This window comes from Streptomyces clavifer, from assembly GCF_036345975.1.
Classification (GTDB): Bacteria; Actinomycetota; Actinomycetes; order Streptomycetales; family Streptomycetaceae; genus Streptomyces; species Streptomyces clavifer.
Genome location: NZ_CP107793.1, coordinates 3,403,163 through 3,422,225, shown reverse-complemented (window position 1 = coordinate 3,422,225; position 19,063 = coordinate 3,403,163). Strand labels below are relative to the sequence as shown.

18 protein-coding genes are annotated in these 19,063 nt (G+C 71.2%); 14 read left to right on the top strand and 4 right to left on the bottom strand.

Annotated elements, in window-relative coordinates:
• Window positions 1-134: 134 nt before the first annotated feature.
• Window positions 135-1,247: a DUF5937 family protein gene (locus OG927_RS14710; protein WP_124282736.1), complete on the bottom strand. Its 1,113-nt coding sequence runs from the start codon at window positions 1,245-1,247 to the stop codon at window positions 135-137.
• Between the two features lie 103 nt (window positions 1,248-1,350).
• On the opposite strand from OG927_RS14710, the gene OG927_RS14705 reads away from it, so the two are divergent.
• Window positions 1,351-1,509 (top strand): hypothetical protein, encoded by a 159-nt coding sequence (locus OG927_RS14705; protein WP_164494173.1) that lies wholly within the window; start codon window positions 1,351-1,353, stop codon window positions 1,507-1,509.
• 49 nt (window positions 1,510-1,558) lie between these two features.
• On the opposite strand, the gene OG927_RS14700 is transcribed toward OG927_RS14705, so the two are convergent.
• Window positions 1,559-2,704 (bottom strand): threonine aldolase family protein, encoded by a 1,146-nt coding sequence (locus OG927_RS14700; protein WP_330320285.1) that lies wholly within the window; start codon window positions 2,702-2,704, stop codon window positions 1,559-1,561.
• Between the two features lie 166 nt (window positions 2,705-2,870).
• Between OG927_RS14700 and OG927_RS14695 the strand changes: the two genes are divergently transcribed.
• The 10 genes from OG927_RS14695 (at window position 2,871) to OG927_RS14650 (ending at window position 11,069) form a co-directional block, all read left to right on the top strand.
• Window positions 2,871-3,839, top strand: coding sequence for a Rossmann-like and DUF2520 domain-containing protein (locus tag OG927_RS14695; RefSeq protein WP_209470253.1), 969 nt, complete (start codon window positions 2,871-2,873; stop codon window positions 3,837-3,839).
• The gene (gene panC, locus OG927_RS14690; protein WP_330320284.1) at window positions 3,836-4,849 is read left to right on the top strand and encodes a pantoate--beta-alanine ligase; all 1,014 of its coding nucleotides are present in this window, start codon (window positions 3,836-3,838) and stop codon (window positions 4,847-4,849) included. The genes OG927_RS14695 and panC overlap by 4 nt, the downstream gene beginning before the upstream one ends.
• Window positions 4,846-6,615, top strand: coding sequence for an L-aspartate oxidase (locus OG927_RS14685; RefSeq protein WP_209470254.1), 1,770 nt, complete (start codon window positions 4,846-4,848; stop codon window positions 6,613-6,615). Before panC ends, OG927_RS14685 begins: the two co-directional genes overlap by 4 nt.
• 2 nt (window positions 6,616-6,617) lie before the next feature.
• On the top strand, window positions 6,618-7,667 hold the full coding sequence (nadC, locus tag OG927_RS14680) for a carboxylating nicotinate-nucleotide diphosphorylase (protein WP_330320283.1): 1,050 nt from the start codon (window positions 6,618-6,620) through the stop codon (window positions 7,665-7,667).
• Window positions 7,667-8,464 carry a type III pantothenate kinase gene (locus tag OG927_RS14675; protein ID WP_056793518.1) on the top strand — a complete coding sequence of 266 codons (798 nt, stop codon included), beginning with the start codon at window positions 7,667-7,669 and terminating at the stop codon, window positions 8,462-8,464. The genes nadC and OG927_RS14675 overlap by 1 nt, the downstream gene beginning before the upstream one ends.
• Before the next feature lie 140 nt (window positions 8,465-8,604).
• A complete protein-coding gene (locus tag OG927_RS14670) occupies window positions 8,605-9,195 on the top strand; it encodes a hypothetical protein (protein WP_319100674.1) in 591 nt (196 codons plus the stop codon).
• Between the two features lie 100 nt (window positions 9,196-9,295).
• Complete coding sequence (locus OG927_RS14665) at window positions 9,296-9,475, top strand: hypothetical protein (protein WP_056793521.1); 180 nt, start codon at window positions 9,296-9,298, stop codon at window positions 9,473-9,475.
• A 101-nt stretch (window positions 9,476-9,576) separates the two neighbouring features.
• A complete protein-coding gene (locus OG927_RS14660; protein WP_330320282.1) occupies window positions 9,577-9,999 on the top strand; it encodes a BlaI/MecI/CopY family transcriptional regulator in 423 nt (140 codons plus the stop codon).
• A 9-nt stretch (window positions 10,000-10,008) separates the two neighbouring features.
• Window positions 10,009-10,590, top strand: a complete 582-nt coding sequence (locus OG927_RS14655; protein WP_245376770.1) for an amino-acid N-acetyltransferase — start codon at window positions 10,009-10,011, stop codon at window positions 10,588-10,590.
• A 143-nt stretch (window positions 10,591-10,733) separates the two neighbouring features.
• A complete protein-coding gene (locus OG927_RS14650; protein WP_056793525.1) occupies window positions 10,734-11,069 on the top strand; it encodes a histone-like nucleoid-structuring protein Lsr2 in 336 nt (111 codons plus the stop codon).
• On the opposite strand, the gene OG927_RS14645 is transcribed toward OG927_RS14650, so the two are convergent.
• The gene (locus OG927_RS14645; protein ID WP_319100650.1) at window positions 11,048-11,632 is read right to left on the bottom strand and encodes an SCO3374 family protein; all 585 of its coding nucleotides are present in this window, start codon (window positions 11,630-11,632) and stop codon (window positions 11,048-11,050) included. The genes OG927_RS14650 and OG927_RS14645 overlap by 22 nt on opposite strands.
• A 428-nt stretch (window positions 11,633-12,060) precedes the next feature.
• Here OG927_RS14645 and OG927_RS14640 point away from each other — a divergent pair, with 428 nt between their 5' ends.
• Window positions 12,061-14,589, top strand: a complete 2,529-nt coding sequence (locus OG927_RS14640; RefSeq protein ID WP_056793528.1) for an ATP-dependent Clp protease ATP-binding subunit — start codon at window positions 12,061-12,063, stop codon at window positions 14,587-14,589.
• A 1,418-nt stretch (window positions 14,590-16,007) separates the two neighbouring features.
• Window positions 16,008-16,730 carry a M23 family metallopeptidase gene (locus OG927_RS14635; protein WP_056793530.1) on the top strand — a complete coding sequence of 241 codons (723 nt, stop codon included), beginning with the start codon at window positions 16,008-16,010 and terminating at the stop codon, window positions 16,728-16,730.
• A 22-nt stretch (window positions 16,731-16,752) separates the two neighbouring features.
• Here OG927_RS14635 and OG927_RS14630 read toward each other — a convergent pair whose 3' ends face one another.
• Window positions 16,753-17,337: a TetR/AcrR family transcriptional regulator gene (locus tag OG927_RS14630; RefSeq protein WP_056793533.1), complete on the bottom strand. Its 585-nt coding sequence runs from the start codon at window positions 17,335-17,337 to the stop codon at window positions 16,753-16,755.
• Between the two features lie 136 nt (window positions 17,338-17,473).
• On the opposite strand from OG927_RS14630, the gene OG927_RS14625 reads away from it, so the two are divergent.
• Complete coding sequence (locus OG927_RS14625; RefSeq protein ID WP_056793535.1) at window positions 17,474-19,060, top strand: MDR family MFS transporter; 1,587 nt, start codon at window positions 17,474-17,476, stop codon at window positions 19,058-19,060.
• The last annotated feature ends 3 nt before the right edge of the window (window positions 19,061-19,063 follow it).

The following is a 19,063-nucleotide window of genomic DNA, read 5'->3' as shown; positions in this document are numbered from 1 at the left end:
CTGAGTCCGGGCGGCGCTTCCGTACCGGGCGGCTGACCGCGGCTCGGATCACCGGCCCGGACCGGGGCGTCGGCGCGCCGTACTCGGTCCGGACGGGCCGCGGGCGCGCCCGCTGCGGCGTCGACGGCCGCCGCTCAACGCAGCACGCCCTCCAGGAAGTCGCTGCCCAGGCGGGCCACCACGGTCAGGTCCAGTGCGTGCAGGACGTAGCGTCCGCGCCGCCGCGTGGTGACCAGGCCGGCCTTCTTGAGTACCGCGAGGTGGCGGGAGACCTCGGGGGGCGTGATGCCGTGCGAGTCGGCGAGCTCGCCCGTGGTGTACGGGGAGCGGGCCAGGTTGCGGCACAGGCGCATCCGCATCGGGTGGGCCAGCGCCTCCATCCGGAGCTGGAGCAGCTCCACGGAGGCGGGGGAGGGGAGTTCGGGCCGGTGCACCGGGTAGTGGATCACCGGCCGCCAGCCCGGGGCGTGCAGCACCATCAGGTGCGGCCAGCCGAAGCTGGTCGGGATGAGGGTGAGCCCCGCGCCCGCCGACGAGCCGACGGCGTCGGTGCGGCCCTCGGCCAGCTTGTCGACGCTGATCCTGCTCGCGTCCGCGTTGAGCGACAGGGCCGAGGACACCGCGTCCATCGCCGGTCCGACGCCCTTGCGCCGGAGGATCTCCGCCTTGTGCCGGGCGTCGGCGACCAGCTGGACGCGGACCCGCCGCCAGGTGTCCGCGAAGAAGGCCTCGTCGCAGTCCTCGAAGAGGCGCCGGATCCAGCCGCGTACGGAGCCCGGGTCGGCCAGCAGCTGCTGGGTGAACTCCACCTGCTTGGGTCCCCGGGCCGCCGCCATGTCCAGCGCGCGGGTCCGCATTCCGGCGTCCGACAGCGGGGACGGCGCCCCGGTGCCGTACAGGCTCGCGCAGGTGAACTCCAGGGCGGCGGCGACGAACCGCTCGTCGTCGAGCCGGTCGAGGACGTCCAGGTCCTCGGCGAGGGTCGCCCCGGTCCTGCCGTCGCCGCCGCGGATGCCGGCGAACGGCATGAACACGTCGGAGAAGGTGTTCCGCCAGAGGAACTCCGCCTCGTGCATGCGGTCCGCGAGGTCCGGCTCCAGCGCCGCAGCCGTCGCGGTCGCCCAGCCGTGCAGACCCGGGTGGTGCCCGGGTTCGGAGAGCGCATGCAGGGCCAGCCCCAGCTCGGCGAGGGGGGAGGTCTCGAAGACAATGCGCTCGGGGGGCAGGCCCGCGATGTCGATGTGCACGCTCACCCCTCCATAGTGGGGGTGCGGAGACGGGGTCCGGCGCCATTTGACGGCGGCCGTCAATCCACGGGCGGGCCCGCGGTGACGGGTCCACGCTGGACGCATGGACATCGTTCAGCAACAGATGCTCGACAGCTGGCGCGCTGCGCAGCACGGCGAGCCGCCGCCGCCCCTGCCCGGCCGCCACGACCGGGAGGTCCTGCGCGAGGTCCGCAGACGCCTCGCCGCCCGTGCCGCCGCACCGCGCAGGCCCGCAGGCTGAGGGCGGGGCGCGAGAACCGCATGGCCGGGGCGCCGGCGGGGCCCGGCTCCTACTCCAGCCGTGCCACGAACTCCGCCACCGCCGTCCGCACGTCCTCGGCGGTCCACTCCAGCCCCGGCGCCGCCACCGTGACCTCGGTGGACGACACCCCGGGAGGGCCGGCAGGGCCGGCGGACCAGCGACGGAAGAGCGTCACGCCGGTCTCCTCCGCCTGCCGCACGGACGCCTCGTCCAGCACCCGGGTCCCGTACGGCAGCCACACCTGGAACTGATGTGTGTGCGGCGGCTCGGGACACACCCGGGACCATGGCACCCCGGAGGACGCGAAGCCCTCGGCGAGGGCCGCGGCGACCACCTTCGCGTGCGCCACGTACGAGGGCAGCCTCGGCAGTTCCCGCTCCAGGCCCAGCAGTGCGGAGAGCGCCGCCGGATACTGCTGGAAGACCTGCCCGCCGTACCGGTGGCGCCAGGTCCTGGCCTCCTCGACCAGGGACTCGGGTCCGGCGAGCACGGCTCCGGACATGCCGTCGAGGGACTTGTAGAACGACACGTACACGCTGTCGGCGAGCCCCGCGATCTCCGGCAGACCACGTCCGAAGTGCGGCCCGCACTCCCACAGCCGCGCCCCGTCCAGGTGCACCACCGCGTCCCGTTCGCGCGCGGCGGCCACGACGGCCTCCAGCTCCTCCCAGGTCGGCAGGACGAACCCGGCGTCGCGCAGCGGCAGTTCCAGCATCAGCGTGCCGAACGGCTCGGGGAGGTCCCGGATCTCCTCCGCCGTGGGCAGCCGGGGCGCCGACGTCGGGTGCACCGTGCGCAGTCCGCCGACCGAACCCAGCGCCCCCTCCTCGTGCACCTCGGGGTGGGCGAGCGGGTGCAGCGCCACCACCGGATTGCCCGTACGCCCCGCCCAGCACCGGAGTGCGACCTGCTGGGCCATCGTGCCGGTCGGGAAGAAGGCGGCGGCCTCCATGCCCAGCAGGTCCGCCGTCCGCCGCTCCACCTCGGCGACGACCCCGTCGCCGTACACGTCCGTCCAGCCGTCCAGGTCGTGGACCGTCCCGGCGCCGGCGGTCAGCGTGGCCAGCCGCTCGCGCAGCGTGCGGTCCGCGGAACCCCGGGCCAGCACCCTCTCGGACCGCTGCCACGCGGTCAGCCTGCGGTGCCTCTGCTGCTGCTCATCGGTGACTGCCATGGGACGATCATCACCCGGACCGCCGACACGGCCCACCTCGTTTCCCGTCGCCGTGCGGAGTTACCCACAGGCTGTGGACAGTCGGGGGGTGCCGCGAAACGCTGGCGTAGCATGCAGAGGAATCGTCCGGTACCCCCCGCGGACTGGAACGGAAGGCCATCGCCGCGTGAACGCATCAGTTTCCAAGGAATCCCCCGACCCCAGGGACCGCCCCGCGCGCCTCACCGTCGGCGTCGTCGGCGCGGGGCGGGTCGGCCCCGCCCTCGCCGCCTCGCTGCAGCTCGCCGGGCACCGACCGGTGGCGGTGTCGGGTGTGTCCGACGCGTCCGTGCGCCGGGCCGCGGCCCTGCTCCCCGACGTACCCCTCGTGTCGCCGGCCGAGGTGCTGGCCCGTGCCGAGCTGGTCCTCCTGACCGTTCCCGACGACGCGCTGCCCGGTCTGGTCGAAGGCCTGGCCGAGACCGGTGCCGTACGACCGGGCCAGCTGATCGTCCACACCTCGGGGCGGTACGGGACGAAGGTGCTCGCCCCGGCGCTGCGGGCCGGTGCGCTGCCCCTCGCGCTGCATCCGGCCATGACCTTCACGGGCAGCGCCGTCGACGTCCAGCGACTGGCGGGCTGCTCCTTCGGGGTCACCGCCCCCGAGGAGCTCAGACTCGCCGCCGAGGCGCTCGTCATCGAGATGGGCGGCGAGCCCGAATGGATCGCGGAGGAGTCCCGGCCGCTCTACCACGCCGCGCTCGCCCTCGGCGCGAACCACCTGGTCACCCTGGTCGCCCAGTCCATGGAGCTGCTCCAGAAGGCCGGTGTGGCCGCACCCGACCGGATGCTCGGCCCGCTGCTCGGCGCCGCGCTGGACAACGCCCTGCGCTCCGGTGACGCGGCACTGACCGGCCCCGTCGCCCGGGGCGACGCGGGCACGGTGGCCGCGCACGTCCACGAGCTGCGCACGCACGCCCCGCAGGCGGTGGCCGGATACCTCGCCATGGCCCGCACCACGGCCGACCGGGCGCTCGCCCACGGCCTGCTCAAGCCGGAGTTCGCGGAGGACCTCCTCGACGTCCTGTCGGACGGCGCGAACACGGTGAACGGAACACACGGCACGGACGAGTCCGGGCCGGGGGAGAGCCGATGACCACCGCACCCGCCGCCCTGATCCGCACCTCCGGGGAGCTGCACGCCCTCGCCCGGCCGGCCGGGGCGCAGCGCGCCGTCGTCATGACGATGGGCGCGCTCCACCAGGGGCACGCCACCCTGATCCGTGCGGCACGGGCCGCCGCGGGACCCGACGGCCAGGTCGTCGTCACCGTCTTCGTCAACCCGCTCCAGTTCGGCGAGGCCGCCGACCTGGAGCGCTATCCCCGCACGCTGGACGCCGACCTCGCGGTCGCCGAGGAGGCCGGCGCCGACGCCGTCTTCGCGCCTTCCGCCGAGGAGGTCTACCCCGGCGGCGAACCGCAGGTGCGGATCACCGCCGGCCCCATGGGCGAGCGGCTGGAGGGCGCCTCGCGCCCCGGGCACTTCGACGGCATGCTCACCGTCGTCGCCAAGCTCCTGCACCTGACCCGGCCCGACGCGGCGTTCTTCGGGCAGAAGGACGCCCAGCAGCTGGCACTGATCCGCCGCATGGTGCGCGACCTGGACTTCGGCATCGGCATCGTCGCCGTGCCCACGGTCCGTGACCCGGACGGCCTCGCGCTCTCCAGCCGCAACCGCTTCCTCTCCGCCGGTGAACGCACCACGGCGCTCGCCCTGTCCAAGGCGCTGTTCGCGGCCCGCGACCGGCTGGCCGCCCAGCAGGCGCTGCACGCCCGCGCCCGGACCGCACCCCAGCCGGACGGCCGGGCCGCCGCGCTCACCCGGCTCGGGGAGGCCCGGGCGGCCGCCGACTCGCAGGCGGTGGCACTGGCCCGGCCGGCCGTCGGGCCCGCCGCGGTCCGGGCCGCCGCCCGGGCCGTCCTGGACGAGGCGGCCCAGGAGGACGTCCCTCTCGTCCTCGACTACCTCGCCCTCGTCGACCCGGCGGACTTCACCGAGGTCCCCGACGACCGTGACGGCGGCGAGGCGGTCCTCGCCGTGGCGGCGCGGGTGGGCGCCACCCGCCTGATCGACAACATCCCGCTGAACCTCGGAGCCCTCACGTGACCGGAATACGGCTGACCGCCCCCGCCCCCGGCTGGGCCATCGACGCGGACGTCGTCGTGGTCGGCTCCGGCGTGGCCGGTCTCACCACCGCCCTGCGCTGTGCCGCGGCGGGCCTCGCCACCGTCGTCGTCACCAAGGCCCGCCTCGACGACGGCTCCACCCGCTGGGCCCAGGGCGGCATCGCCGCTGCCCTCGGCGACGGCGACACCCCCGAGCAGCACCTCGACGACACCCTGGTCGCCGGGGCCGGACTGTGCGACGAGACGGCCGTGCGGACCCTCGTGACCGAAGGCCCCGACGCCGTACGCCGGCTGATCGACACCGGCGCGCACTTCGACACCACCGACACCGGCGACATCGCCCTGACCAGGGAGGGCGGCCACCACCGCCGCCGCATCGCGCACGCTGGCGGTGACGCGACCGGTGCCGAGATCTCCCGCGCCCTGGTCGAAGCGGTCCGCTCGGCCGCCCTGCACACCGTCGAGAACGCCCTGGTCCTCGACCTGCTGACCGACGCCGAAGGCCGTACCGCGGGCGTCAGCCTGCACGTCATGGGTGAGGGCCAGCACGACGGCGTCGGCGCCGTCCACGCCCCCGCGGTGGTCCTCGCCACCGGCGGCATGGGCCAGGTCTTCTCCGCCACCACCAACCCGCCGGTCTCCACCGGCGACGGGGTGGCACTGGCACTGCGGGCGGGCGCGGAGGTCTCCGACCTCGAATTCGTCCAGTTCCATCCGACCGTCCTGTTTCTCGGCGCCGACTCCGAGGGCCAGCAGCCGCTGGTCTCGGAAGCGGTACGGGGCGAGGGCGCCCACCTCGTCGACGCGTCCGGTACGCGCTTCATGGTGGGCCGGCACGAGCTGGCCGAGCTGGCCCCCCGCGACATCGTCGCCAAGGCCATCACCCGCCAGACACAACTCCAGGGCACCGAGCACATGTATCTCGACGCCCGCCACTTCGGCGCCGAGATGTGGGAGCAGCGCTTCCCGACGATCCTGGCCGCCTGCCGCTCCCACGGCATCGACCCGGTCACGGAACCCATCCCGGTGGCCCCGGCCGCCCACTACGCGTCGGGCGGCGTACGGACGGACCTCCGGGGCCGTACGACCGTCCCCGGCCTGTACGCCTGCGGCGAGGTCGCCTGCACGGGGGTGCACGGCGCGAACCGGCTGGCGTCCAACTCCCTCCTGGAGGGCCTCGTCTTCGCCGAGCGCATCGCGGCGGACATCGTGGCGGACGGGGCCCGCCCCGGACGGCCGGGGCGGACCGAAGCCGTGACGGCCACCGGCCGGGCGGCCGTACCGCTGCTCACCGCCGAGTCCCGGACCGAGATCCAGCGGATCATGACCCGGGGCGCCGGAGTCATCCGCTCCGCCGCCAGTCTCGCCGCCGCCGCGGAGGAGCTCGAGGCCCTGCAGCAGCAGGCAGCGGACGCCGCCGACGCCGAGGCGGACGGCCCCAAGGACGCCGTGCCGGGCGTGGAGGCGTGGGAGGCCACGAATCTGCTCCTCGTCTCGCGGGTGCTGGTCGCTGCGGCCCGGGAGCGCGAGGAGACCCGCGGCTGCCACTGGCGCGAGGACCGGCCGGACCGGGACGACGCGGAATGGCGCCGCCACCTCGTCGTCCGGCTCACCCCGGACCGGCGGCCCGTCGTCCACCGGACGGACAGTGCGGCGTTCCCGCCCGTGCGGCCGGGGGATCCAGCAGACTCCGCCGTACCCACCAGCCTCCCGAACCACCCCGCCGACGCCCCCGAGGAGCCGTAACCGTGAGCACGCCCGAAGAGAATCCGCGTCCCACACCCGTGGACGTACCGCTGATCCAGATCGGCGTGCCCGCCGCGTCCGGGGGCGGCTGCGGCGACGACTGCGGCTGCGGGGACGGCTACGACCCGGACGGCCTGGAGTGCGGCCTGGACCCCGCGCTGGCCCAGCTGCTGGCCGAGGCCGGTCTGGACCCCGTCCAGGTCGAGGACATCGCCCACGTGGCGATCGAGGAGGACCTCGACGGCGGGGTGGACGTCACCACCGTGGCGACCGTCCCGGAGGAGGACGTGGCGACCGGTGACTTCACCGCCCGCGAGGCGGGCGTCGTCGCGGGTCTGCGCGTGGCCGAGGCCGTCCTGTCGATCGTCTGTACGGACGAGTTCGAGGTCGAGCGCCATGTCGAGGACGGCGACCGTGTCGTGCCCGGCCAGAAGCTGCTCACCGTCACCACCCGCACCCGTGACCTGCTCACCGGGGAGCGCAGCGCACTCAACCTGCTCTGCCGGCTCTCCGGGATCGCGACCGCGACGCGGGCCTGGGCGGACGTCCTCGACGGCACGAAGACCAAGGTCCGCGACACTCGCAAGACGACCCCCGGGCTGCGCGCCCTGGAGAAGTACGCGGTGCGCTGCGGCGGCGGCGTCAACCACCGCATGTCGCTCGTGGACGCGGCGCTCGTCAAGGACAACCACGTGATCGCGGCGGGCGGCATCGGTGAGGCGTTCAGGCGCGTCAGGCAGGCCTACCCGGAGCTCCCGATCGAGGTCGAGGCCGACACCCTGGAGCAGGTCCGCGAGGTGCTCGACGCCGGTGCCGACCTGATCCTGCTGGACAACTTCACCCCCTCCGGGACCGAGGAGGCAGTCGCCCTCGTCGGCGGCCGTGCGGTGCTGGAGTCCTCGGGACGGCTGACCCTCGACTCGGCCCGCGCCTACGCGGAGGCCGGGGTCGACTACCTGGCCGTCGGCGCGCTCACGCACTCCTCGCCGATCCTCGACATCGGCCTGGACTTCCGCGACGCCGGGGTGCCGGCCGACGGGACCGGCGCCTGATGCTGCTCACCATCGACGTCGGCAACTCGCACACGGTCCTCGGCCTGTTCGACGGCGAGGAGATCGTCGAGCACTGGCGCATCTCCACCGACGCCCGCCGCACCGCCGACGAGCTCGCCGTGCTGCTGCAGGGCCTGATGGGCATGCACCCGCTGCTCGGCGTCGAGCTCGGCGACGGCATCGAGGGCATCGCGATCTGCTCGACCGTCCCCGCCGTGCTGCACGAGCTCCGCGAGGTCACCCGCCGCTACTACGGCGACGTGCCCGCCATCCTGGTGGAGCCGGGCGTCAAGACGGGGGTGCCGGTCCTGACCGACAACCCGAAGGAGGTCGGAGCGGACCGCATCATCAACGCGGTCGCCGCCGTCGAGCTCTACGGCGGCCCGGCGATCGTCGTCGACCTCGGCACGGCCACCACCTTCGACGCGGTCTCCGCCCGCGGCGAGTACACGGGCGGGGTGATCGCGCCCGGCATAGAGATCTCGGTGGAGGCGCTCGGGGTGAAGGGCGCCCAGCTCCGCAAGATCGAGCTGGCCCGACCGCGCAGTGTGATCGGCAAGAACACCGTCGAGGCCATGCAGTCCGGCATCGTCTACGGCTTCGCGGGCCAGATCGACGGTGTGGTCGAGCGCATGAAGAAGGAGCTGGCGGCCGACCCCGACGAGGTCACCGTGATCGCGACCGGCGGCCTTGCTCCGATGGTGTTGGGCGAGTCCTCCGTCATCGACGAACACGAGCCCTGGCTGACGCTCATCGGCCTGCGTCTCGTCTACGAGCGCAACATCGCCCGGATGTAGGGCGCGCCCGCGGTCACCTGCGGGAACGGCTCGGCGGCGCGGCGGGGAACGGCGCGCCGCCGAGCGGCCAGTTAAGCGGATTTTGTCCATTTAGCACGTATTGTCGCGTCATGCCCACGCCCTACGGATCACGAGGCGGCATGGCGTTCGGTGCGGACGAGCTTCGGGTGCTCCGACGTGCCCTCGCCAACGCCCTCCACCCCACGCCCCTGCCGGAAGATGACGTCCAGGACTGCCTGCGGCTCGCGGGTGCGGTGGACGAGGCGGTGAGCGAGGCCGGCCGGCTGCGCGCGTTCCTCCTCGCCGATCTCGCCCGCTACCGCGATGCGCTCCCCGGTTCGCTCACCGGCTACCTGGAGCTCCTCCAGGACGCCCTCGCCGCCGGCTACGACCCTCGCCCCGACGACCTCGCCGCCCTGCGGGCCCTGCGCGCCGGACCGGTGGCCGCGGCCCTCCTGGAGCGCTGCCAGGTGCTGGCGGAGCGTTCGGTGCGGGCCCGCCTCGCCGGCCGCGCGGTCTCCGTCACCGCACCCGCACAGCGCACCCGGCTGCTGGCCCTGCCGGGCGGTCTGGTCGCGGCCAAGGAGCCCGAGCGCCCCGCGGCCCCGTCCCGGCCCGCACCGCCGTCCCGTCCGGCGGCCCCGGGTGAGCGTCCGATGCCCAAACCCTCCGAGGTCTTCCCGCCCCGCCGCCGTCCCGCGCCCCCTCCTGAGGAACGCGCCGCGTCCTGAGGAACGCGCCGCGTCCTGAGGGTGGCGTGACGGAAGGGCACGGCGCGCCCCACGGGGTGCCCGGCGGGGAAAGGAATGCCGGGCTCGATATCCTGGCGGCATGGACTACGTATCCGCGCTCGTGCCCCCCGTGGTGATGGCCGTCTTCTTCATCGGTCTCGTCGTGACGATCATCAAGAGCCAGGGTGGCCCGAACAAGGCCAAGGAGGACGCCGCCGTGGACGCGGCGATCGCCCGCGCCGAATCGACACGGCAGGCCCCGCGGCCCGACAGCGTCTGACCGGACCCGCGTACGAAGGGCGCACGGCTCCTCACGAGCTGTGCGCCCTTTTCGTATCCCATAAATGCCCCATTCCAGACATCTAGCACTGAGGTGACGCTGTGCCGCGCCAATTGGGAGAGCTGGAAGACGCCGTGATGTCTCGCGTCTGGCAATGGAACCGTCCGGTCACCGTGCGCGAAGTTCTCGAAGACCTTCAGCAGGAGCGGTCCATCGCATACACGACCGTCATGACGGTTATGGACAATCTCCATCAGAAGGGCTGGGTGCGGCGAGAAGTGGACGGCCGGGCCTATCGATATACGGCGGTCTCCACCCGGGCCGCCTACTCGGCCGCACTGATGAACGAGGCCTGGTCGCGCAGCGACAACCCGGCGGCCGCTCTGGTCGCCTTCTTCGGCATGATGTCCCCCGAGCAGCGCGAAGCCCTGCAGGATGCGGTGCGCATCGTCGCGCCCACCTTCCCCGAGCCGTCCGGTGACCGCGCCCCGGCCGATGAAGCGCCGCCGGAGACCGGGCGATAGCGTCGGGTCATGTCCTCAGAGCTGCCGCAAACCGAGCCGCAAACCGAGCCGCACACGGATTTTCATACCGACCCGTCGGTAAAAAAGCAGGCCATCACCGTCCGACGGGCCAGGACGAGTGATGTGGCGTCCGTCCGTGCTCTCCTTGACGGGTACGTCTCCGAAGGCATCCTGCTCGACAAAGCAACAGTGACGCTTTACGAGGACATCCAGGAGTTCTGGGTCGCCGAACGCGACGAGGACGCCCGGGTCATCGGCTGCGGCGCACTCCATGTGATGTGGGAAGACCTTGCCGAAGTGCGTACTCTCGCCGTCGATCACAGCATCAAGGGCGCAGGAGTGGGGCACCAAGTACTGGACAAGCTCTTGCAGACCGCACGCTGGCTCGGCGTCCGCCGGGTTTTCTGTCTCACCTTCGAAGTGGACTTCTTCGCGAAGCACGGGTTCACCGAGATCGGGGAGACGCCCGTCGACGGAGATGTCTACAGCGAGCTGCTGCGTTCCTATGACGAGGGTGTTGCCGAGTTCCTCGGTCTCGAACGAGTGAAGCCGAACACCTTGGGCAACAGCCGGATGCTTCTGCACCTGTGAACGGGGAAGAAGCCCGATCCCTATGTCCGAATCGCGCATGTTTCCCGCGTTCTTGCACTCCTCGGGCTCTCCCAGGGGTTTGTGTTTTCCCCGGAAAAGCGGTTTCCTTTCCGCGTACTGCATTTTCGATGAAAGGAAATCCGGTGGCGCAGAAGGTTCAGGTCCTTCTTGTTGACGACCTCGACGGTGGCGAGGCGGACGAGACAGTGACGTTCGCTCTTGATGGCAAGACCTACGAGATCGACCTCACGACGACGAACGCGGACAAGCTCCGTAGTCTTCTTGAGCCGTACGCCAAGAGCGGCCGCCGCACCGGTGGCCGCGCCGCGACCGGTCGTGGCAAGGGCCGCGCCGTCGCCGGTGGCAACAAGGACACTGCGGAGATCCGTAAGTGGGCGCGCGAGAACGGCCACAATGTGAATGACCGCGGCCGCGTTCCGGCCGAGATCCGTGAGGCTTACGAGAAGGCCAACGGCTGATCTGTCGGCCGATCGGCCGACAGGTGCGTCCGGGCATGCGTCAGTCGGGCCCGGTGGCATTCCGTCGCCGCCGCGTCCACGAGTCGTACGAGATCGGGAGCACCCCCACCCCTGCTCCCGAGGCCGGCCAGGGCCGGGAGCAGACGCTCCACCTCCTGGTGAGGTTCGGGGGGCCGCAGCCAGAGTGCGGCCCCCGGTGTCCTTTCCGTCCCGCCGGGCGGTACCGGGGCCGCGATGTGCCCGCCCACCCCGATCGCGTTCAGGTCGAGTGCGATCCCGCCCCACTCCAGCCAGTCGAGCAGCCCCGGCAGCTCGTCGGCGCTTCCCGCGGCCACCAGCAGCCGCATCCGCTGCCCCGTCAGTGCCACGGGGCCGGTGCGTCCGACCCGGCGCAGCACGGCATGACCCGCCGCCGCGGGCAGCTCCAGCACGTCGAAGCGCAGCCCCGTCAGCAGTCGTACGGGAGAGCCCCCCGCCGTGGCCCAGCCGAGCACGCGGACGTACCACTGCGCCCGGTCGTCGGATTCCGGAGCCGTACGGGGAGGCGGGACGAGGGGAACCATGACCGATGAACCGCCGGACCGGGCCCGGGGTTACGCTCCGTCGTCGATCGATGGCCCAGTGTGTCCATTCCGGGGGCGCGCGGAGGTACTGGACAGCACGAAGTTGTTCGCCCGTAGCGGAGGAAACGGGGGTGCGCCGCATGGACTGTCAGTGAGTGCGGGTAAGACATCCCTAGTGGGAAGGGGCGACACGCGGGCAAAAACGTCTCACGTTCGCCATCGGCGTACTGGCGAAAGGGCTATCTGCCTGGCCTGCGGGAACATCGTCTCGCACCATCGGGTTGGAGCAGTTGTCGGCGTTCGGGGCAGGAGGCCTTCGCGGGTGTCGGCAGTTGAAATGAGCGGTCCCCGCCTGCGGGACTAAGCTGCGGAAGGACAGGGAGGGGACCGACCCCTTACTGCCTGACCGCTCTGAGGAGCGATTAACGATGTTCGAGAGGTTCACCGACCGCGCGCGGCGGGTTGTCGTCCTGGCTCAGGAAGAAGCCCGGATGCTCAACCACAACTACATCGGCACCGAGCACATCCTCCTGGGCCTGATCCACGAGGGTGAGGGTGTCGCCGCTAAGGCCCTGGAGAGCCTCGGGATTTCGCTCGAGGCGGTCCGCCAGCAGGTGGAGGAGATCATCGGTCAGGGCCAGCAGGCCCCGTCCGGGCACATCCCCTTCACTCCCCGGGCGAAGAAGGTCCTGGAGCTGTCGCTCCGCGAGGCCCTTCAGCTCGGCCACAACTACATCGGCACGGAGCACATCCTGCTCGGCCTCATCCGCGAGGGCGAGGGCGTCGCCGCCCAGGTCCTCGTGAAGCTGGGCGCCGACCTGAACCGGGTGCGGCAGCAGGTCATCCAGCTGCTCTCCGGGTACTCGGGAGGCAAGGAGGCGGCCACCGCCGGCGGCCCCGCGGAGGGCACGCCCTCCACGTCCCTGGTGCTCGACCAGTTCGGCCGGAATCTCACCCAGGCCGCTCGTGAGTCCAAGCTCGACCCGGTCATCGGGCGCGAGAAGGAGATCGAGCGGGTCATGCAGGTGCTGTCCCGCCGTACGAAGAACAACCCGGTCCTCATCGGCGAGCCCGGCGTCGGCAAGACGGCGGTCGTCGAGGGCCTGGCCCAGGCCATCGTCAAGGGCGAGGTGCCCGAGACCCTCAAGGACAAGCACCTCTACACCCTCGACCTCGGTGCGCTGGTCGCCGGTTCCCGGTACCGCGGTGATTTCGAGGAGCGCCTGAAGAAGGTCCTCAAGGAGATCCGCACCCGCGGCGACATCATCCTGTTCATCGACGAGCTCCACACCCTGGTGGGTGCGGGCGCCGCCGAGGGCGCGATCGACGCGGCGAGCATCCTCAAGCCCATGCTGGCGCGAGGCGAGCTCCAGACCATCGGTGCCACGACGCTCGACGAGTACCGCAAGCACCTGGAGAAGGACGCCGCGCTCGAGCGCCGCTTCCAGCCCATCCAGGTCGCGGAGCCGACGCTGCCGCACACCATCGAGATCCTCAAGGGTCTGCGCGACCGTTACGAGGCCCACCACAGGGTCTCCATCACGGACGAGGCGCTGGTCCAGGCCGCGACCCTGGCCGACCGCTACATCTCGGACCGCTTCCTGCCGGACAAGGCGATCGACCTGATCGACGAAGCCGGCTCCCGGATGCGCATCCGCCGGATGACCGCGCCGCCGGACCTCCGCGAGTTCGACGAGAAGATCGCGGGCGTCCGCCGCGACAAGGAGTCGGCGATCGACTCCCAGGACTTCGAGAAGGCAGCTTCGCTCCGCGACAAGGAGAAGCAGCTGCTGGCGGCGAAGGCCAAGCGCGAGAAGGAGTGGAAGGCCGGCGACATGGACGTCGTCGCCGAGGTCGACGGCGAGCTCATCGCCGAAGTCCTGGCAGCCTCCACGGGCATCCCGGTCTTCAAGCTGACCGAGGAGGAGTCCTCGCGTCTCCTGCGCATGGAGGACGAGCTCCACAAGCGCGTCATCGGCCAGAAGGACGCCATCAAGGCCCTCTCGCAGGCGATCCGTCGCACGCGAGCCGGTCTGAAGGACCCGAAGCGCCCCGGCGGCTCGTTCATCTTCGCCGGCCCGTCCGGTGTCGGTAAGACGGAGCTGTCCAAGACGCTCGCCGAATTCCTCTTCGGCGACGAGGACGCGCTGATCTCCCTCGACATGTCGGAGTTCAGCGAGAAGCACACGGTTTCCCGTCTCTTCGGTTCGCCCCCCGGTTACGTGGGCTACGAAGAGGGCGGCCAGCTCACCGAGAAGGTGCGCCGCAAGCCGTTCTCCGTGGTTCTCTTCGACGAGGTCGAGAAGGCCCACCCCGATATCTTCAATTCCCTGCTCCAGATTCTGGAAGACGGTCGCCTGACCGACTCCCAGGGCCGGGTCGTGGACTTCAAGAACACGGTCATCATCATGACGACCAACCTCGGGACCCGGGACATCTCCAAGGGCTTCAACCTGGGCTTCGCCGCCCAGGGCGACGTCAAGACGAACTATGAGCGGATGAAGGTCAAGGTCAACGAAGAGCTCAAGCAGCACTTCCGGCCCGAGTTCCTCAACCGTGTCGACGACACGGTCGTCTTCCACCAGCTCACCGAGGAAGACATCATCCAGATCGTCGACCTGATGGTCGACAAGGTGGATGAGCGCCTCAAGGACCGTGACATGGGCCTGGAGCTCAGCTCCAACGCCAAGTCGCTCCTGGCGAAGAAGGGGTACGACCCCGTGATGGGTGCCCGGCCGCTGCGCCGGACGATCCAGCGCGAGATCGAGGACATCCTCTCCGAGAAGATCCTCTTCGGTGAGCTGCGCCCCGGTCACATCGTGGTCGTGGACACCGAGGGTGAGGGGGACGAGAAGAAGTTCTCGTTCCGCGGCGAGGAGAAGTCGGCACTGCCCGACGTCCCGCCGGTCGAGCAGGCGGCAGGCGGCGCCGGCCCGAACCTGACGAAGGAAGCGTAGGGCGCGTAGCGCCTGAGCGTGTGGGGCTGCCCCGGACCGGTCAACGGTCCGGGGCAGCCCCATTTTCGCGTGCGCCGAGGGGTACGCCCGGGGCCGGGACGCGCCCTCTCTTCGCGTGCTGGGGCCGGGCCGTTGTCCGGCCCGGCCCGGCTTCGGCCGCGTCCGCGGGCGTCGTGAAGGGGCCCTTTCGCACGCGGTACCGGAGAGCCTTCGGAGTCCCGCCGGGAGCGGCGGCCCGTCCCTGCGGTGCGGGGGGCCTGCCGGTCCGCGACGGCTCGGGTGTTCCGGTGCGCAGCCCGCTGTGCGGGGTGGGGTGCCTTGCCCGGGGCAGCCGGGGTGGGGCCGCCCGCTGTGGTGCGGGGGCGTTGGTCCGGTGTGGGGCACGGTGCCGCGTCCGCTCTACGCGCGGTGGGCGTGGTTGCCCGGATCGCGGATCGGTGTGGCTGGTCCGCGTTCCGTGCCGTGGGGGTCTTTCCGGACGGTGTGGGCCGGGGCCTCCGGCGGGATGAGCGGATGCTGCTTCCCGGGCCGTGCGGGGGCCGTTCGATGTGATGCTGAGCCCGCTCTCGGAGCGGGTGGGTGAGGGGTAGCCCGGTCGGGCGGGCGAGGTGCTTGCCACTGGAGTGGGCCGGTGCCGCTTCCCGTGCCGTCCGACGGGTGCCCGCTCGGGCGGACCGTTCTCCGCCCGCCAGATGGTGCTCGACCGGCCTGGATCGCCGGCCCCTTCCCCGCCCACGGGCGGCTGCTTCCCGCCTCGCGCCGGCGCGGGGCCGTGCCCGCGCGCCCGGAGTGCCTGGGCGCCGACTACCTGCGCGCCCCCGTACCCGCGCCCTCTGCGCCCGGGGGCATCCCCGCTGTGTACGGCCCTACTCCTCGGGGACGGTCCGCGACGCGGTGCGGCCGTCCGACACCGTGCCGTCCGGCGTGTTCAGGCGGTTTTCCGGCGCGTTCAAGGGTGTTCCGGCAGGCTTCCGGGCGTCTCGTCGTACGGCGAAGCGCCGCATTCTGCCCCGCGCGGGAGGTCCCGAAACGGGAGGTCTTTGGTCCCACCGGCGGTGACAAGGCGCACAGCCCTTCAGGGGCCTACTACGCGAGGTAGGAGAAAAGTCCTTGATCGCTCAAGGGTCCTAGGTCCCTGAGCGGCGCGGGACCTTCGGCACGGAGGGGCGATACGCCCGTATCGCCGCCCTGTGTCCGTTAAGGGGGCTTTCGTGCTGGGGCTAAACCTGTTCCGCGCATGTGGTCGGTGCGGGTTTCGGGGGCGCCTCGGCAGGTGGGTCGGTCGTTGATTCCCGAAGGGTCATCTACGGCTTTTCATCGTAGATGGGGGGTTTGAGTGTTGCCCGGGGTGCGGGTTACCAAGGTGGAGCAAGCCCGGTCCGAGCACTGGGTCCAGTCACCCCGGAGGTTCACCCCGCATGTCGAAGCGCGTTACGTTCCAGCACTCCCGCCGCCCGTCCATGTCCCGCGTCAGTGGCGCCGTCGTGGCCGCCGGCCTGGGTGCGTCGATGGTGTTCGGTGCGGGCGCGGCGTTCGCGTCCGGCACGACGGGCACCGCGGGCACCGCGGCCCTCGCCGGCGCGGCCACCGCCGACTCCGTCGCCCAGCAGGCGACCGCCCAGAGCAAGGCCGCCGACGCGGCCAAGAAGTCCTCGGCCGACAAGAAGGCCGAGAAGAAGGCCGCGGCCAAGAAGAAGGCCGCAGCCGCGAAGAAGAAGGCCAAGTCGTGGGGGACCCCGGTCAACCACTACGTGCTGAGCGCGACCTACGGCACCGGCGGCGACCGCTGGGCCAGCAAGCACTCCGGTCAGGACTTCGCGGTGCCGATCGGCACCAAGGTCGAGGCCGCGCACTCCGGCCGGGTCGTCAAGGCCGGCCCGAACGGTGGCGGCGACGGCCCCGCGTACGGCAACGCCATCGTGATCAAACACTCCAACGGCAAGTACTCGCAGTACGCGCACCTGTCCAAGATTGAAGTGAACGTCGGCGAGCGCGTGAAGACCGGCGAGAGGATCGCTCTGTCCGGCAACACCGGAAACTCCAGCGGCCCGCACCTGCACTTCGAGATCCGGACCTCCCCGAACTACGGTTCGGCGATCAACCCGGTCTCCTTCCTGAAGACGGAGCACGTCCACATCTGACGCGGCGCCGCGCCCGCAGCGGCTAAGCGGCGGAACCCGGGTCGTGTGCCCTGGTCACCAGTTCGACGGCGACCTCGAGAGTAGCCCTGCGCTTCTCCTCGGGGTCGCCTTCGGCGTCCCTGAGGGCGAGCATCCCCGCGTGCATCGCGAAGAGCGCGGTGAAGCAGCGCACCTGGTCGGCGAGCGGTGCGTCGGGTTCCTTGATCAGGTCGACCAGCTCGATGACCCGGTGCTTGATGGTGTGGCCGATGCTCAGCTCGCGCACGGTCGCCTGGTTCTCCTGCATGAAGCGGAAGAGCGGCGCGGCGGCGTCGAGCGCGTTGCTGTAGCGGACCAGGATCTCCATCTTCGTCTCCAGGGTGCGCGGCTGTTCCTTGCCCCAGGTGATGAGCTCCTCGACGGGCCGGTTCAGGTCCTCGAAGACGCTGTTGAGGATGTCTTCCTTGGTCTTGAAGTGGTAGTACAGCGCCGCCTTCGTGACCTGCAGCTGCTCGGCGATCTCGCGGAGCGAGGTCTTCTCGTACCCCTGTTCGGCGAAGAGGTCGAGGGCGACGTCCTGAATGCGCTGGCGGGTGTTGCCCCGGCGCGGCTGCGGCGTGCTGCCCATGCGACTCTCCCAAGAACTTACTTGACGACCGGCTAGTTACGGGTCTACTTTCCTCAGTGTAGTCAACTAGCCGGGCGGCAAGTAAGTGCGGGTCCGGCGGCAGACCGGACCGCAGGGGATCAGGGGAGCGCGCGACATGGCGGAGCTGAAGAAGGCCACGACGGCCGGGGAACCGGAACCACAGGCACGCAGCGTCCGGGTGGTGGTCCTCGCCCTGATGATCACGATGCTGCTGGCCATGCTCGACAATCTGATCGTCGGCACCGCGATGCCGACCATCGTCGGTGACCTGGGCGGTATGGAGCACCTGTCCTGGGTGGTCACCGCCTACACCCTGGCCACGGCCGCCTCCACCCCGATCTGGGGCAAGCTCGGCGACCTCTACGGACGCAAGGGCATCTTCCTCACGTCCATCGTGATCTTCCTGGTCGGTTCGGTGCTGAGCGGAATGGCCCAGGACATGGGCCAGCTGATCGGATTCCGGGCGGTCCAGGGCCTCGGCGCCGGCGGTCTGATGGTCGGCGTCATGGCGATCATCGGAGACCTGGTGCCGCCCCGGGAACGCGGCAGGTACCAGGGGATGATGGCCGGCGTGATGGCGCTCGCCATGATCGGCGGCCCGCTGGTCGGCGGCACCATCACCGACCACCTGGGCTGGCGCTGGAGCTTCTACATCAACCTGCCCCTGGGCGCCGTCGCGCTGGCCATGGTGACCGCCGTGCTGCACCTGCCCAAGAAGGAGCGGACGAAGGCCGACGTCGACTACCTGGGCGCGGCGCTGCTCACCGTGGGCATCACCGCGATCGTGCTGGTCACCACCTGGGGCGGCACGGAGTACGCCTGGAGCTCGGCGGTGATCATGGAGCTCATCGCCCTCGGGGTGGCCTCCCTCGTCGGATTCGTCTTCGTCGAGACGAAGGCGGCCGAACCGGTCATCCCGCTGCACATCTTCCGCAACCGCAACTTCACCCTCATGTCGGTGATCGGGTTCATGGCCGGTTTCGTGATGTTCGGGGCCGTCCTCTTCCTGCCGCTGTTCCAGCAGTCGGTCCAGGGGGCCTCCGCGACCAACTCCGGACTGCTGCTCCTGCCGATGCTGGTCTCGATGATGATCGTCTCGCTGATCGCGGGCCGGGTCACCACGAGTACCGGCAAGTACAAGGTGTTCCCGATCGTCGGCAGCGCCCTGATGGTCACGGGTCTGCTCCTGCTCTCCACCATGGACACCGGCACCACGCGCTTCACCTCCGGTGTCCACATGGCGGTGCTCGGCGCGGGCATGGGCTTCCTGATGCAGGTCACGATGCTCGTCGCACAGAACAGCGTCGAGCTCAAGGACATGGGTGTCGCGTCCTCGGCGACCACCCTCTTCCGCACGCTCGGCAGCTCCTTCGGCGTCGCGATCATGGGTGCCCTCTTCACCGGGCGGGTCCAGGACGAGATGGCGGCGCACGGCGGCGGGGGAGCCACCGAGGAGTCCGCCCAGCTGGGGGCGGCGAGCCTGGCGAAGCTGCCGGACGCGGTGCGCGAGGCGTACGAGGCCGCCGTGGCCTCGGGCACCCACCTCGCCTTCCTGGTGGGCGGTTCGGTCGCGGTCGTGGCCCTGGTGGCGGCGCTGTTCGTCAAGGAGGTCCCGCTGCGGGGCGCCGCGAAGCCGGAGACGCCCTCGGGCGACGACGGCGGCGCACCGTCGCTCGCGGCCAAGGAGTCGCAGTCCGTCTGAGTG

Coding starts and splice junctions, on each gene's coding strand:
- OG927_RS14705 (WP_164494173.1), top strand. CDS start 1,351: ATGGACATCGTTCAGCAACAGATGCTCGACAGCTGGCGCGCTGCGCAG.
- OG927_RS14700 (WP_330320285.1), bottom strand. CDS start 2,704: ATGGCAGTCACCGATGAGCAGCAGCAGAGGCACCGCAGGCTGACCGCG.
- panC (WP_330320284.1), top strand. CDS start 3,836: ATGACCACCGCACCCGCCGCCCTGATCCGCACCTCCGGGGAGCTGCAC.
- OG927_RS14675 (WP_056793518.1), top strand. CDS start 7,667: ATGCTGCTCACCATCGACGTCGGCAACTCGCACACGGTCCTCGGCCTG.
- OG927_RS14670 (WP_319100674.1), top strand. CDS start 8,605: ATGGCGTTCGGTGCGGACGAGCTTCGGGTGCTCCGACGTGCCCTCGCC.
- OG927_RS14665 (WP_056793521.1), top strand. CDS start 9,296: ATGGACTACGTATCCGCGCTCGTGCCCCCCGTGGTGATGGCCGTCTTC.
- OG927_RS14655 (WP_245376770.1), top strand. CDS start 10,009: ATGTCCTCAGAGCTGCCGCAAACCGAGCCGCAAACCGAGCCGCACACG.
- OG927_RS14645 (WP_319100650.1), bottom strand. CDS start 11,632: ATGGTTCCCCTCGTCCCGCCTCCCCGTACGGCTCCGGAATCCGACGAC.
- OG927_RS14640 (WP_056793528.1), top strand. CDS start 12,061: ATGTTCGAGAGGTTCACCGACCGCGCGCGGCGGGTTGTCGTCCTGGCT.
- OG927_RS14635 (WP_056793530.1), top strand. CDS start 16,008: ATGTCGAAGCGCGTTACGTTCCAGCACTCCCGCCGCCCGTCCATGTCC.
- OG927_RS14630 (WP_056793533.1), bottom strand. CDS start 17,337: ATGGGCAGCACGCCGCAGCCGCGCCGGGGCAACACCCGCCAGCGCATT.
- OG927_RS14625 (WP_056793535.1), top strand. CDS start 17,474: ATGGCGGAGCTGAAGAAGGCCACGACGGCCGGGGAACCGGAACCACAG.